The sequence below is a fragment of the Bradyrhizobium sp. AS23.2 genome (assembly GCF_001908185.1).
In the GTDB taxonomy this organism is placed as follows: Bacteria; Pseudomonadota; Alphaproteobacteria; order Rhizobiales; family Xanthobacteraceae; genus Bradyrhizobium.
This window is the reverse complement of record NZ_LGHM01000022.1, coordinates 1-14,830: the sequence shown is the minus strand read 5'-3', so window position 1 is coordinate 14,830 and position 14,830 is coordinate 1. Positions and strand designations below refer to the sequence as shown.

Annotated in this window: 10 protein-coding genes; 3 read left to right on the top strand and 7 right to left on the bottom strand. The window is 64.3% G+C overall.

The genetic code is table 11. The annotated features are described in order from the left end of the window. Positions 1-8: 8 nt before the first annotated feature. The gene (locus AC630_RS04770; protein ID WP_074117318.1) at positions 9-1,955 is read right to left on the bottom strand and encodes a maltotransferase domain-containing protein; all 1,947 of its coding nucleotides are present in this window, start codon (positions 1,953-1,955) and stop codon (positions 9-11) included. Between the two features lie 205 nt (positions 1,956-2,160). Between AC630_RS04770 and malQ the strand changes: the two genes are divergently transcribed. After that, positions 2,161-4,122, top strand: coding sequence for a 4-alpha-glucanotransferase (gene malQ / locus AC630_RS04765; protein WP_074117317.1), 1,962 nt, complete (start codon positions 2,161-2,163; stop codon positions 4,120-4,122). Between the two features lie 57 nt (positions 4,123-4,179). Then, positions 4,180-5,979 (top strand): glycoside hydrolase family 15 protein, encoded by a 1,800-nt coding sequence (locus AC630_RS04760; RefSeq protein WP_074117316.1) that lies wholly within the window; start codon positions 4,180-4,182, stop codon positions 5,977-5,979. Positions 5,980-5,983: 4 nt separating this feature from the next. On the opposite strand, the gene AC630_RS04755 is transcribed toward AC630_RS04760, so the two are convergent. The 6 genes from AC630_RS04755 to AC630_RS04730 are packed head-to-tail and all read right to left on the bottom strand — an operon-like array spanning position 5,984 to position 13,514. Next, a complete protein-coding gene (locus tag AC630_RS04755) occupies positions 5,984-6,796 on the bottom strand; it encodes a Cof-type HAD-IIB family hydrolase (protein WP_074117315.1) in 813 nt (270 codons plus the stop codon). After that, positions 6,793-7,365 carry a gluconokinase gene (locus tag AC630_RS04750; RefSeq protein ID WP_074117314.1) on the bottom strand — a complete coding sequence of 191 codons (573 nt, stop codon included), beginning with the start codon at positions 7,363-7,365 and terminating at the stop codon, positions 6,793-6,795. Before AC630_RS04750 ends, AC630_RS04755 begins: the two co-directional genes overlap by 4 nt. Further along, complete coding sequence (gene pgl, locus AC630_RS04745) at positions 7,352-8,101, bottom strand: 6-phosphogluconolactonase (RefSeq protein WP_074117313.1); 750 nt, start codon at positions 8,099-8,101, stop codon at positions 7,352-7,354. Before pgl ends, AC630_RS04750 begins: the two co-directional genes overlap by 14 nt. After that, on the bottom strand, positions 8,098-9,612 hold the full coding sequence (zwf, locus tag AC630_RS04740) for a glucose-6-phosphate dehydrogenase (protein ID WP_074117312.1): 1,515 nt from the start codon (positions 9,610-9,612) through the stop codon (positions 8,098-8,100). Before zwf ends, pgl begins: the two co-directional genes overlap by 4 nt. A 41-nt stretch (positions 9,613-9,653) precedes the next feature. Beyond that, complete coding sequence (gene gnd / locus AC630_RS04735) at positions 9,654-10,652, bottom strand: phosphogluconate dehydrogenase (NAD(+)-dependent, decarboxylating) (RefSeq protein ID WP_074117311.1); 999 nt, start codon at positions 10,650-10,652, stop codon at positions 9,654-9,656. Between the two features lie 12 nt (positions 10,653-10,664). After that, positions 10,665-13,514 carry a bifunctional transaldolase/phosoglucose isomerase gene (locus tag AC630_RS04730; protein WP_074117310.1) on the bottom strand — a complete coding sequence of 950 codons (2,850 nt, stop codon included), beginning with the start codon at positions 13,512-13,514 and terminating at the stop codon, positions 10,665-10,667. A 324-nt stretch (positions 13,515-13,838) separates the two neighbouring features. Between AC630_RS04730 and AC630_RS04725 the strand changes: the two genes are divergently transcribed. Then, positions 13,839-14,468, top strand: a complete 630-nt coding sequence (locus tag AC630_RS04725; RefSeq protein WP_074117309.1) for an STM3941 family protein — start codon at positions 13,839-13,841, stop codon at positions 14,466-14,468. The last annotated feature ends 362 nt before the right edge of the window (positions 14,469-14,830 follow it).

Here is a 14,830-nt window from a genome sequence, read left to right as displayed (position 1 = left end):
GTGGCCCCTTACGCCAGGCAGCGGAACAAGAGCGCCGGATCACGGTCGGGATCGATATACAACCTGATCCCGCCCCATTCGATGCGGGACTGTTCGCCGGTGAGGAGGTTTTCGAGTGCCGTCACATGGTGTCGCTGCCCGCTGACGTCAACCGTGACGTCGCCCAGCGGCAGCCAGAATTCGCGCACATGGCGCGAGAGCGCAATTACGACGACCACGGTGTTGGCGGGATCGACCGCCTCTTTCACGAAGGCGATCGTCTCGTCGTCCTCGACGCCGAGGAATCGCAAGGTCGCCGTCTGCTGAAACGCCGCGTTCTCGTTGCGGAAGCGGTTGAGCTTGGCGACGTAAGGCTTGATGTTGCCGGGCTTGTCCCAGTCGCGTTGCTTGATCTGGTATTTCTCGGAATCGAGGTATTCCTCGCGGCCAGGGATCGCCACGTGCTCCAGCAGCTCGAAGCCGCTGTAGATACCGAAGGAGCCCGACAGCGTCGCGGCCAGCGCGATGCGCGACTTGAACGCCCAGGCTTCGCCGCTCTGGAGATGATAGGGCAGCAGGTCGGCCGTGCTCACGAAAAGATTCGGGCGATAGAAGTCCCGCTCGGGATAACGGGTGAGCTCGTCGAGATATTGCTCCAGCTCCCACTTCTCCGTGCGCCAGGGGAAATAGGTGAATGACTGCGCGAAGCCGAGCTTTGCGAGGCCCTTCATCAGCTTCGGCCGTGCGAAGGTTTTCGAGAACAGGATCACCTCGGGATGCCGCCGGCGGATGTCGCGGATCAGCCACTCCCAGAATGCGCGCGGTGCGGTGTCGTGATTGTCGATGGCGAAGATGGTGACGCCTTGGTCGATCCAGAACAGCATGGCATCGCGGAACGCATTCCACAGCCCGGTCCTGTCGACGGAGGCGAAATCGGGGATGACGATGTCCGAATAGGGGACGTCCGCCGTTCGCACCGAGCGGTCCGGCCGCCACTTGAACCACTCCGGATGCTGCGTCAGCCAGGGATGGTCCGGCGAGCACTGCACGGCGAAGTCGAGCGCGAGCTCGAGGCCGTATTCCAGGCAGGTCGCGACCAGCGCGCGGAAATCCTCGATCGTGCCGAGTTCGGGATGCAGCGTATCGTGGCCGCCCTCGGCCGTTCCGATCGCGTAGGGTGAGCCGGGATCGCCTTCGCTTGCCACCGGCGCGTTGTTGCGGCCCTTGCGGCGCGTGCGGCCGATCGGGTGGATCGGCGTGAAATACAGCACGTCAAAACCCATCGCGGCGATATCGGGCACGCGCGCGATGCAATCGCGGAGCGTGCCGTGCTGGCCGGGGATCTGACTCTGGCTGCGCGGCATCATCTGATACCAGGCGCCAAAGCGCGCCCTATCGCGATCGATGATGAGCGGGAATTGCGGCGAGCAGGTCAGGTCCGGGCGCGACTGACTCTCGGCCATGGCCTCGCCGAGATCGGCTGCAAGCAGCGAGGTCACATTGCCGGTCTGAAGATAATCCTCGCACTGTCTGACGATGACCGTCGCGGCGTCCCGCCGCGCGCCATGCGCCTTGGTCAGGAGGCCGGCGCCCTCGATCGCATCGAGGCTGACATCGGCACCCGCGCGTCGCTTGCGCGCAACCCCGTGGGACCAGGTGGCGAATTCGTCGGTCCAGGCTTCGATCGCATAGATATACTGACCGGGCTCAGCGGGTGTGAACGAGCCTGACCAGCGGTCATTGCCGTGATGGATCATAGGCTCGCTCTGCCATTCCCGGTCCTGCTCCTGGCGCCAGATCAGCGCAGCGCTGACAACGGCGTCGCCGTCGCGATAGATGTCGGCCCAGACCTCGACGCGCTCACCCGCGATCCGCTTTACAGCGAAGCGGCCGCCATCGATCAACGGATAGACGTCCTCGACAAGGAAAACGCCGCCGGCTGCGGCACTCTCGACAGTTTGAATTGTCTTGTTCACGGTGATGCCATTGACAAGAAAGCAGGAGCCCGTTTCCCTTGTCGGGAACCTACGTTTGATACCTATATAGAAAGCCGCTTGTGTGTCATTGGTTCCCCGCGGGAACAGCAGATGCGGTCTGCGAGTTAACCCTGACTAACGTCTTTCGCTGCCTCATTAAAATCGATGCCCCCGGCAAAAGGGTGGCCTGCAAGCTGCGTGCCGAATGGATCATTTAGTTCAAGCCCGGATCAAGGGCGTTCAGTCGGAATTCATCGACGCCCTCGGAAAGCTGCGGGTCACCGATCCCGTAGCCCTCAAATCCATCCTGGACGCCCTGCCGGAAAAGCGGGTCTACCGCTTCGTCAGCGGACCCGTCGTGGTTCGCGCGTTGGGACATCCCCGGACGGAATTGGTAGCCACCGGCGCGCCGCCGCTCAAATGGAAAATCATCGGCAACGCTAACGTGATCGCGCAAGGCGAGACGCGCGAGCCCGTAATTGCCTGGCCCGACGGCCTGCCGCTCGGTTACCACCGGTTGACGCTGACCGATGCCGACGGGGTGACCGAAGAGGTTCCGATGATCGTGGCGCCCGAACGCGCCTTCGGCGGCGATTTCGACCGCGGCTGGCTGCTTGCCGTGCAGCTCTACAGCATCCGCTCGAACCGCAATTGGGGCATCGGCGATTTCACGGACCTTGCGGACCTTGTCCGGCTCGCAAAGCAGTTAGGGGCCGACGGCGTCGGGCTCAATCCGCTGCACGTGCTGTTCGACAACCATCCGGCCGATTGCAGCCCGTATTCGCCGAACAGCCGGCTGTTCCTCAATCCGCTCTATATCGACGTCGAGGCGATTCCGGAATATTCGGCGGACCTCGTGCCTGACGCGGCCGCGATCGCCGCGCGCCTGCGCGAAGGCGATCGCGTGCCTTATGCCGACATGGCGGCGCTGAAATGGCGCGGCCTGCGGGCCGTCTTTGACAGCTTCGTGACAAAGGCAAGCGGTGTGCGACGCAATCAGTTTGACGCATTCCGTGCCGACCGCGCTCCGCTGTTGTCCCGTTTTGCCTGCTTCGAGGTGCTGCGCCATCGCTTCACGGCGCCGTGGTGGGAGTGGCCGGTGGAATGGCAGCAGCCGATTGATGCAAAATGCGCCGAGTTGCGCAACGGTCCGGACAAGCGCGAGGTCGAGTTCGTCGAATTCGTGCAATGGACGGCTGATCTGCAACTGCACGCCGCCAAGGAGCTTGCCGGCCAGCTCGGCATGCGGGTCGGGCTTTATCTCGACGTCGCCGTCGGCGTGCAGTCCAACGGCTTCGATGCCTGGAACGAGCAGATGGCGATCTCGCGCCATCTCGCCGTCGGCGCGCCGCCCGACGTACTCAATACCGTAGGCCAGGACTGGGGCCTGGCCGGCTTCAACGCCGGCGGCCTGGAAGCGAAGTCCTTCGTGCCGTTCGCCGACATGCTGGCCGCCTCGATGCGCCATGCCGGCGCGATCCGGCTCGATCACGTGCTTGGGCTGAAGCGGCTTTATCTGGTGCCGCGCGGCTTCAAGCCGGACAACGGCGCCTATGTGCAGATGCCGTTCGAGGCGCTGCTTGGCGCCGTGGTGCGTGAGAGCGCGGCGCATAAATGTATCGTGATCGGCGAGGATCTCGGTACCGTGCCGGAAGGCTTTCGCGAGACCATGCAGGATTTCGGCATCTGGTCCTACCTCGTCATGATGTTCGAACGCGACGACGCCGGTCACTTCCGCAATGTCGACTACTACCGGCCGAACGCGCTGGTGACACTGAACACGCATGATCTGTGCACCTATGCGGGTTGGCGCTCCTTCAGCGATCTCAAGATGAAGCGTTCGCTCGGACTTGACCCCGGCGAGAACGACCAGGCGCGCTGGGATGCGCTCGGCATGCTCGACGAGGTCCTGCGTCAGAACGGCATCAATGCCAACGATCTCTATTCGGTGCTGGCCTTCCTGTCGCGCACGCCCTCGCGGCTGCTCGCGGTGTCGCTGGAGGATCTGCTCGGCGTGATCGACCAGCCCAACATTCCCGGCACGATCGACGAGCATCCGAACTGGCGCCAGCGGTTGCCTGTCGCGCTCGACAAGATCGCCTCGAAGATCGATCTCGCGGCTTTGATAGCCGCGACGCGGGAACGTTCACTGACCGGCGGGAGTTGACCAGCCGGGGATTTCCATGGACTAATTCCAAGGGCTAATTCCAAGGCTCGCAAGACATTGTCGCAGAAGATCGAGGACTATGCGCTGATCGGCGACTGCGAGACGGCGGCGCTCGTCGGGCGCAGCGGCTCGATCGACTGGCTGTGCTGGCCGGCCTTCGATTCCGACGCCTGCTTCGCCGCAATCCTCGGCACGCACAAGAACGGCCGCTGGTTGATCGCACCAAGCGAGGACGTCACCACGACCTCGCGCCGCTATCTCGGCAACACCCTCATCCTCGAAACACGCTTTGAGACGAAGGGCGGCACCGTCGCCCTGATCGACTTCATGCCGCCGCGCGGCAAGGCCTCCGACATCGTGCGGATGGTTCGCGGCGTCAGCGGCACAGTGAAGATGCGGATGGAGCTCATCATTCGCTTCGGCTTCGGCGCCGATATTCCCTGGGTCCGGCGGATCGACCATTCCCTGCTGGCGATCTGCGGCCAGGACATGACGGTGCTGCGGACGCCGGTCGAGACCCGCGGCGAGGATCTGACCACGGTTGCCGACTTCGAGGTGAAAGCGGGTGAGACCGTGCCGTTCGTGCTGACCTACGGCCCCTCGCATCTCGATCCGCCCAAGCCGATCAACCCGGAGATCGCGCTGCAGCAGACCGAGAAGTTCTGGCAGGAGTGGTGCAGTCAGTGCATTCGCGACGGCGACTATCACGATCTGATCGTGCGCTCGCTGATCACGCTGAAGGCGCTGACGTTCGACCCGACCGGCGGCATTGTTGCGGCGCCCACCACCTCCCTGCCGGAAAAGCTCGGCGGCGCCAGGAACTGGGACTACCGCTTCTGCTGGCTGCGCGATGCCACCTTCACGCTGCTGGCGCTGATGAATTCCGGTTACACCGATGAAGCCTTGGCCTGGCACAATTGGCTCTTGCGCGCGGCCGCCGGCTCGCCGGCGAACATGCAGATCATGTACGGCATCTGGGGCCAGCGGCGATTGCTGGAATGGGAGGCGGGCTGGCTCGACGGCTATGAGGGCGCCCAGCCCGTGCGCGTCGGCAACGCCGCGCATGCGCAGCTCCAGCTCGACGTCTATGGCGAGCTGATCGACGCATTCCACCAGTCGCGCATGGCCAAGCTCAAGCTCGATGAGGAGTCCTGGGCGCTGGAATGCGCCGTGCTCAATCACCTCGCCGAGGTCTGGGATCATCCCGACCACGGCATCTGGGAGCGTCGCGGGCAGCCCAGGCACTACGTCTTCTCCAAGGTGATGACCTGGGTCGCCTTCGATCGCGGCATCAAGAGTGCCGAGACCTTTGGCTTCAAGGCGCCGCTGCTGCATTGGCGCACCTTGCGCGAGGCGATTCATCGCGACGTCTGCAACAGGGGCTTTGACGCGCAGGAGAATGCCTTCGTCGAGTCCTATGGCTCAAAACTGCTCGATGCCAGCGTGCTGCTGCTGCCGGCGGTCGGCTTCCTGCCGGCATCGGACCTCCGCATCCGAGGCACCATCGCCGCCGTCGAGGAGCACATAATGCGCGACGGCTTCGTGCTGCGCCACGATCCGCGTGAAGTCTCCGAAGAGAAGCAGCCGATCGAGGGTGCGTTCCTGGCCTGCACCCTGTGGCTGGCCGATGCTCATGTCTTGTCGGGCGATCTCGGCAAGGCACAGATGTTGCTCGATCGCGTGGTCGGCATCGCGAACGACGTCGGGCTGCTCGCCGAGGAATATGATTCAGATGCCGGGCGCCAAACCGGCAATTTCCCGCAGGCGCTCACCCACATCGCGCTGATCAACACCGCGCATAATCTGTCGGCGGCAAGGCAGGAGAGCGAGAAGCCGGCGGTGCAGCGGTCGCAATAGCGGCTTAGCGAACTCCGTTCCGCTTCAGGATCATCTCCATCGCTTCCGCAAAACCGTCCTGCTCATTGGTCGCGGTGACGTTAGTGGCCTGATCCTTGACGTCGTCGGTGGCGTTTCCCATGGCGATCGAGACGCCGCTGACCCGGAACATCGCGAGGTCGTTCTGCATGTCGCCGATGGTGGCGACCGTGTCGGTCGAAATCCCGAGGCGCCTGGCCATCGCCTCGACGAAGGTACCCTTGTTGAAGCCCGGCGGGGTGACGTCGAGATAATAGGTCTGCGAGCGCACAGCCGTGGCCTCGCTCCCGAGCGCCTCCTGCATCACTTTCTCGCAGCGCTCGAGCCCGGCCGCATCGGCGCTGGCGCCGACGATCTTGCAGGCGCTCGCGAGGTAAGGCGAGAAGTCCGCCACGATGGTCGGGTCGGAGCGGATCGTGTGCTGCTCGTGCGGGACGTATTTGCCTCCTGGGTTGTCGATCAGCCACTTGTCGTAGGTGAAGAGCCAGATGTCGACGCCGAACTCGCGGAGGATTTGCAAGGACCGTTCAGCCGCGCTTGCGGGGATCAGGTGCTGCTCGACCGGTTTCATCTCGGGATCGATGATCGAGGAGCCGTTGAAGGGGCCCACCGGCAGCCAGAGCGCCAGCGGCTCGATCAGGAAGCGCATGCCGATCGCGGGGCGGCTCGAGGTGATGGTGAAACCGATGCCCGCCTTGTGCAGCCGCTGCACCGCGGACTTCGCACGGTCGGTCAGCGTCTTGTCCTTGGTCAGCAGCGTGCCGTCGACGTCGGAGACCACGAGTGAGATTGGCGTCATGGCAGGACCTTGGGTTCGGTGACCTCAGGTTCGATGGCCTTGCGTTTGTCCGCGACCAATCTCAATTGCCGCACCACGCCGTCCACGATCGCCTCGACGGACTCGTCGATCGAAACGGAGATGACGTGCTCGCTCGCCTCCGGCGGCTCCAGCGTGTTGAACTGGCTCGTCAGCAACTCGGGCGGCATGAAATGGCCCTTGCGTTGCGCGAGACGGGCGGCGATCAGCTCCTTCGTGCCCCTCAGGAAGACGAAGCGGACGTCGTCGCGTCCGCGCAGCAGCACGTCACGATAGGTGTGCTTCAGCGCCGAGCAGGCGATGATAACGTGCTCGCCGCGTCCGCAGACCCGCGCGATCTCGTCGGCGATGGCGTTGAGCCAGGGCCAACGGTCCTCGTCGGTGAGCGGATGACCGGCCCGCATCTTCTCGACGTTGCTGGCGGGGTGAAAGCTGTCGCCGTCCTCGAACCGCCAGCCGAGCCGCTCGCCGAGCGCCTCCGCAACCGTGCTCTTGCCTGAACCCGACACGCCCATCACGATCAACGCACAAGGTGCTTCAACGCCCGCCACGAATTCCCTCCGGAAGCGCGGCCCGGTCGACCAGCCAGACGGTCTCACCATTCGAGCGCGCGCGCAACGCGGGCAGATTCTCGCCATTGAGGAGGCGCGTCAAGATCGCCTGCTTGTCCTGCCCGGCAATCTCGAACAGCATTTCGTGGCAGCACGCCAGCGCGGGCAGGGTGAGCGAGACTCTGGGGACGAAGGGAGCCACATTGGCCTTCGGAACTCCGACGACCCAGCGCTTGGTCTCCTCGATCGCGGGGTAGCCCGGGAAGAGCGAGGCGGTGTGGCCGTCCGGGCCCGCGCCCATCAAAACCATGTCGAACAGCGGCCGCGCCGGATCGAGGCTTTCAGCGCGATAGAAGCCCTGCAGCTCGCGCGCATAGACATCGGCGCTGCGGTCGGGACTGTCAGTCGTGGTCGGGATCGGGTGGATATGGCCGGACGGCGCGTTGCCATCGAGAAAGGTCGCGCGCGCGACCGCCATGTTGTTGAGGGGATCGCTCTCGGGCACGAAGCGTTCGTCGCCGATGAACCAGTGCACGCGGTCCCACGGGATATTGCTGCGCCAGGCATCGCTTCCGAGCAATTGATAGAGCTTCTTCGGGCTGGAGCCGCCGGTCAGGCAGATCCCAATTTGGCCGGGATTGGCGGCGATCCGCGCCATCATTCGCTCGGCAGCAGTGTGGGCGAGGGCTTCGGCATCGGCCGCGACGATCAGCTTCGGCTGGTCGGCCGTGCTCATCGCGAAAACTTCCGCCAGCTTCGTCCGTCGCGCCGGAGCAGTTCGTCGGCGCAGGCGGGGCCGTCGCTGCCGGCCGGATAGGTCTCGATGCCGTTGGTGCCCGCATTTTTCCAGGCGTCGAGGAACGGCTGCACCGCTCGCCATCCGGCCTCGACGCCGTCGGCGCGCTGGAACAGGATGTTGTCGCCGATCATGCAGTCGTAGATCAGCGTCTCGTAACCGGTGCTCGGATCGGCCCTGAAATAATCGCCGTAGCGGAACTTCATTTCCACGCCGTCGATGGTGACAGTCGGTCCCGGAATCTTGGCGTTGAACTGAAGCTCGATGGTCTCGGTCGGCGCAATGCCGATGGTCAGGAAGTTCTGCGACAGGCGATCGACCGCCGTGCCTGAGAACATCGACAGCGGTGCCTGCTTGAACTTGATCGCGACTTCCGTGCGCTTGCGCGCCAGCGCCTTGCCGGTGCGCAGATAGAAGGGCACGCCGGCCCAGCGCCAATTGTCGATCATCAGCTTCAGCGCGACATAGGTCTCGGTGGTGCTGCCGGGCTTGACGTCCTGGGTCTTGCGGTAGTCCGGGATCTCGTCATCGCCGATGCGGCCGGCAAGGTATTGTGCGCGGACGGAGCTTCTCAGCGCTTCCTCTTCGCTGGGCTGCTGGATCGCAGAGAGCACCTCGGCCTTTTCCGAGCGGACCGAATGCGCATCGAAACGGGTCGGCGGCCCCATCGCGACCAGCGACATCAGCTGGAACAGATGGTTCGGCACCATGTCGCGCAGTGCGCCGGTGGCGTCGTAGAAGCCGCCGCGATGGCCGACACCGAGCTTCTCCTCCACAGTGATCTGGATGTGGTCGATGTGGTTGCGATTCCAGATCGGCTCGAACATGCCGTTGGCAAAGCGCAGCACCATGATGTTCTGCACCGTCTCCTTGCCGAGATAGTGATCGATCCGGTAGATCTGGTGCTCTTCCATGATATTGAGGAGTTCGGCGTTCAGCGCGCGCGCCGAGGCGAGGTCGGTGCCGAAGGGCTTTTCGATCACCAGCCGCCGCCAGGCGCCGTTCTCCTTCATCATTCCGGTGCGGCCGAGCTCGCGCGCGGTCGGTGCGAATGCCGCCGGCGGGGTCGCGAGGTAGAACAAGCGGTTGCCGCCGGTGCCTCGCGCGCATTCCAGCGAATCCAGATGTTCGCGCAAGCGGTCGAATGACGGCGGATCCTTCGCGTCGGCCTCGACGAAGGTGACGCATTGCAGCAGTTGCCGGGCGACGACGTCGTCCACGGGGCGCGTCGCGAACTCGCGCAGGCCCTTCATCAGGCTGTCGCGCAGCTCGTTATCCGACTGGCCTTTGCGGGCCACGCCGACGACGCAGAACTTTTCGGGCAACAGGTTTTCGGCGGCGAGATTGTAGAGCGACGGGATCACGAGGCGGTGAGTGAGGTCGCCGGTGACGCCGAAGATGACGAAGGCGCAATTTTCCGGCTTGCGCTGCGGCTGCGGGTCTTTGGTCACGAACGGTTGGCCTTCGCTTGGTTGGCTCTCACTTGGGCTTTTTACTTGGGCTTTGCCGCGTCCGGCTGCTTCGGCTCCTTGTGGCCGCCAAAACCCGCGCGCATCGCGGAAAGAATCTTTTCGGCGAAGGTGTGTTCCTTGCGGGAACGGAAACGTGTGTAGAGCGCAGCAGTCAGCACCTCGGCCGGGACCGCTTCGTCGATTGCCGCGTTCACGGTCCAGCGTCCTTCGCCGGAATCCTCGACGAAGCCGGAATATTCCGACAGCGCCGGGCTGTCGGCGAGCGCGGTCGAGGTGAGGTCGAGCAGCCAGGACGGGATCACGCTGCCGCGCCGCCACACTTCGGCGATGTCGGCGAGATCGAAATCGTAGCGATGGTCCGCCGGCAGCGCCTCGATGTTGGCGTTCTTAAGGATGTCGAAGCCTTCGGCATAGGCCTGCATCAGGCCGTATTCGATGCCGTTATGGATCATCTTGACGAAGTGTCCGGCGCCGACCGGGCCGGCATGGATGTAACCCTGCTCGATACGGGGATCGCGCCCCTCACGTCCTTCCGTGCGTGAAATGTCGCCGGCGCCGGGCGCGAGCGCGGCGAAGATCGGATCGAGCCGGTCGACCACCTGCTTCTCGCCGCCGATCATCATGCAATAGCCGCGGTCGAGACCCCAGACGCCGCCGGAGGTGCCGACGTCGACATAGTGGATGCCGCGCTCCTTCAGCGCCTTGCCGCGGCGGACGTCGTCCTGCCAGAAGGTGTTGCCGCCGTCGATGATGACGTCGCCGGCCTGCATCACGCCCGCGATCGAGTCGATCGTCGTCTCGGTGATGCGGCCGGCCGGCAGCATCACCCAGGCGGTGCGCGGCCGCTCCAGTTTTGCGACGAACTCTTCCAGCGTCGCCGAGCCCTGCGCGCCGTCTGCGGCGAGGCCCGCAACGGCCTTGGCGTCCTTGTCGTAGACCACGGTCGAATGGCCGTGGCGCATCAGGCGGCGAACGATGTTGCCGCCCATCCGGCCGAGGCCGATCATGCCGAGTTGCATGGAGATATTCCTCTAATTCAGCGCGTCCGTGAGCGCGGCGTTGAGCGCGGCGAGACCCTTCTTGAGCCCGCCCTTCAGATGGACCCGCAGCGCGCGCCGCCCACGCTCGGTGAGCACGTCGAAATCGCCGCGCGCCTGCGCCGCCTTGATGATTCCAAAGCTTGCCTTCTGGCCCGGCACGGCCAGGTCCTTGGCATCGTCGGCCGTGATCTGGAGGAACACGCCGCTGTCCGGCCCGCCCTTGTAAGCCTGCCCGGTCGAGTGCAGGAAGCGCGGGCCGAACTCGGCGCAGGTCGCAACATGCCGCTTCTCGCGCACTTCGAGCCGCATCGTCTGGAGTGCGTCGATCGTCGCCTTGTCGCGCGCGATGTAGCCGAGCAGGGCGACATAGTCGCCATGGTTGGAGCGCGAGAGATGCGCCTTCAGCCATGAGGTGAGGTCGCCGTTGGCGCCGGCGGCGCGGAGCGCCGTGGCGTTGGCCTCGTCGGTGTAGAGATCGGCCTGATCCGTGCTGATCACCGGCCGTTCCGCCGGCAGGGCGCCGGTCTTCTCGAACGACGCGCTGAGCTCGCGGGTCTTGATCTTGGCCGCTTCCACGTCCGGCTGGTCGAACGGGTTGATGCCGAGGATGCTGCCTGCCACCGCGGTCGCCATCTCGAAGCGGAAGAACTCCTGGCCGAGATGGTCGATCGATTTCATGACGATGCGCACCACGGGATGGCCAGCCGCTTCTATCGCGGCAAGCTTCGAGTCATGTGCGGCGTCCGCCTCGCCTTCGGTGCGGATGTCGATGAAGAAGCGGTCGTTGCCGTAAACCGAGGGATCGCCAAGCGGCTCGCCGGCGATCGGGATCAGCCCCTTGCCCTCCTTGCCGGTCGATTCTGCGATGAGCTGCTCGGCCCATGCGCCGAAATCGGCGATCTTGTTCGACGACAGGATCGTCACCTTGTCGCGGCCTTCGAGGCCGGCGAGACCCATGGCAAGGCCGAGCTGGACGCCGGGGTTCTCATTTGGCGGCACGTCCGGACCGCAAGAGCGGGCCATCGCAAGCGCGTGCTTGATGAAGGTCTTGACGTCGATGCCCGCGGTTGCCGCCGGCACCAGGCCGAACGGCGAGAGCACCGAGTAGCGTCCGCCGATCGACGGCTCGCCATGGAAGACGCGGGCGTAGTTGAGGCTCTTGGCCGCCTTCTCCAGCGACGAGCCGGGATCGGTGACCGCGATGAAGCGATGGCCGGTCTTCACCTTCGGCCCGACCGCCTGCGCGACGCGTTCATGGAAATAATCCTTCATCGCGTTCGGCTCGGTGGTGCCGCCGGACTTGCTGGATACGATGAACACGGTGTTGGCGATGTCGATCTTCGCTTCCATTGCCCGCACCTGTGCCGGATCGGTGGAATCCAGCACGTGCAGCTTCGGGAACCCGGACTTCCGCGCGAACGTCTCGGCCAGCACCTCGGGCCCGAGGCTGGATCCGCCCATGCCGAGCACGACGGCGTCGGAGAATTTCTGGCCCTTCACGCGGCTCGCATAGTCCTCATAGTCGGCGACGTCGGCCTTCGCCGCGCTGTCGAGCCAGCCGAGCCATTTGTCCTCGTCCGCGCCGGTCCAGACCGATTTGTCGCGCTGCCACAGCCGGCGGATCTTTGCGGATGCACGCCATTCCTCGGTGCTCCTGGCCACGGCCGTGCCGAGCCCGTCGCCAAGCGAGAGCTGCTGGCGGTCGAGCGCGGGTCCGAGCACGGTCGCGCGCTTGTGGGCGACCGCGCCATAGAGCTTGTCGGCGGCGTCGGCGAACTGCTTGACACCGTCCTTGACGAGCTCTTCGGTGATCGCCTCGAGCGAGACGCCGGAGCGCTCCAGCTCCTCCAGCACGCGCGCGGCGTCGTCGATATTCTCTTCCAGGCTGTCGCGTAGCTTGCCGTGGTCGCGGAACGCATCCAGCGTTGCCGGAGGCATGGTGTTGATGGTGTCGGGGCCGATCAGCTCCTCGACATAGAGGACGTCGCTGTAGTCCTTGTTCTTGGTGCCGGTGGACGCCCACAGCATGCGCTGCGGCTTGGCCCCCTTGGCGGCGAGCTTCTCCCAGCGCGGGCCGGAGAACAGGCGCTTGTAATCCTGGTAGGCGAGCTTGGCGTTGGCGATTGCGACCTTGCCCTTGAGTGCGGCGAGACGTTCCTTCTCGCTGGGGTCGTTGGCGCGGGCGATCTTCTCGTCGAGCTGCTTGTCGACCATCGTGTCGATGCGGCTGACGAAGAAGCTCGCCACGCTGGCCACGTGCGACGGGTCGCCGCCGCCTGCGACGTATTTCTCCAGGCCCGCGAGATAGGCCTCGGCGACCTGGAGATAGACGTCCCTGGAGAACAACAGCGTGATGTTGATGCTGATGCCATCGCCGATGAGTTGCTCGATCGCCGGCAGGCCCTCCGGCGTCGCCGGGACCTTCACCATCAGGTTCTTGCGATTGACGTCCTTCCAGAGCCGCCGCGCCTCGGCGACCGAGCCGGCGGTATCCATGGCAAGATAGGGTGAGACTTCGAGACTGACATAGCCGTCGCCTCCCTTGAGGCGGTCATAGACCGGGCGGAGCACGTCGGCGGCGTTCTGGATGTCCTCGACTGCGACGGCCTCGAACAGGTCGGCCACGGTCCGGTCGCCGCGCTTCAGCGCCTTGCCGATCGAGGCGTCGTATTCGTCGGAACTGCCGATCGCCTTCTCGAAGATCGACGGATTGGAGGTGACGCCCTTGACGCCATCGGTGTCGATCAGCCGCTTCAGGTCGCCCTTGGCGATGAAGCCACGGGCGAGGAAGTCCAGCCAGACGGCTTGTCCGTGCTTTTCCAGTTCTTTGACGGGATTCATGATGCTTATTTATCTCCAAGCCTGCGGGCGAGGGGTTTCCGCGCCGGTCCTGACGCGCTATTCTCTAGCTTACATGCTCCCGGGAGGGAACCGATCCAGGGTATGGGCGTCATACCCTCCAGTCTAACGCCGTTGCGATCATGGCGATCCAGGCGGAAGTGGCGGCGTTGCGTAAAAAATCGTCGGTCGGGAAGGTTTGGCCGCTCGTTGCCTAACGTCGGCCGCTTTGTGATGTCAGCTGATGGCTGCGCGGAGTGTCATCAACGGACTCCGGTCCGCCGTGCATCGTGGCTTGGTCGCGAATGGCCGTGCTTGGGGGAAAGCATGCACCCACATCGTGACGACCCGATGCCCGCCGTCGCCGGCAGCCCGCAATCGGCCGCGCCGGCCGTATGCGGCGACGCGACCCACGATCTCGAAATCAATCCATGCACGCCCCCTCTGCGGCTCCTGGTCGCGGCGAGCTTCGTGATGACGCTGCTGAGTGCGACTCTTGCCTTTGACTGGTGGGAGGGGCTTGGCATCTACGATACGACGGTCGGCTATGCCGGCGTCGTGGTGTTCGGCCTGCTGACCGGCCGGCTGATCTGGATGCTGCCCGCTGAACGGGGACCGGTGGTGATCGTCACCCCCTACGGCATCCGTGATCTCCGCATCGGCAATGAATTTCTGTTGTGGGACTCGATTGCGGAGGTTTCGGCTGAAGACGACCGCGGGCACAAGATGATCGTGCTGACGCCGACTCCGGCCTTGCAGCACCAGCTCTCCTGCATCCGCGCTGCCTCGCGCGGCGCGCAGGCCGATCGCATCCTCATTCGGTCCGAGGGGCTGGCGACCGATTTTGACACACTGCTGCGCGCGTGCCGTGACTGCCATGCTGCAAGCCATCCACGCACTGCATTGCAGCAGGAAGATGAACGGGGCACGCAAGGCTTCGCCGTACAAGCGTCATAAGTTTGCCGCTGGCAGGTCGCTATGCTGCAGTGCCGGATGGACTACGTCTCCGGTATTGCCCGGATGTTGCGACCAAGTGACATTTTCTGGAAATGAGCGAAGATAGATATAGATTCGCACAAATAACAGGCATGTGCCTGTTCGTAACTCAACGAGTGCCTACGTTGTGCGTTGCGTCGAGTTGGCACCAAGGTGTCCAATGATCGTCATGTGCTCACGCTGATTCGAAGCGGCCTGAGGAACGGTCCAGTAACTGCTTTCGTTTCAGCTTGTAGCGGAACTCACGCGGAGAGGGATCATGTACAACGATTCTCTGTTCAACGCTTTCGCTCGGTCGTTCGAGGCGAGAAGCCAGCACGACA

Bases quoted from the DNA above. Each gene is read 5' to 3' on its own strand.
- malQ (WP_074117317.1), top strand. From the start codon at position 2,161: ATGGATCATTTAGTTCAAGCCCGGATCAAGGGCGTTCAGTCGGAATTC.
- AC630_RS04755 (WP_074117315.1), bottom strand. From the start codon at position 6,796: ATGACGCCAATCTCACTCGTGGTCTCCGACGTCGACGGCACGCTGCTG.
- pgl (WP_074117313.1), bottom strand. From the start codon at position 8,101: ATGAGCACGGCCGACCAGCCGAAGCTGATCGTCGCGGCCGATGCCGAA.
- gnd (WP_074117311.1), bottom strand. From the start codon at position 10,652: ATGCAACTCGGCATGATCGGCCTCGGCCGGATGGGCGGCAACATCGTT.
- AC630_RS04730 (WP_074117310.1), bottom strand. From the start codon at position 13,514: ATGAATCCCGTCAAAGAACTGGAAAAGCACGGACAAGCCGTCTGGCTG.
- AC630_RS04725 (WP_074117309.1), top strand. From the start codon at position 13,839: ATGCACCCACATCGTGACGACCCGATGCCCGCCGTCGCCGGCAGCCCG.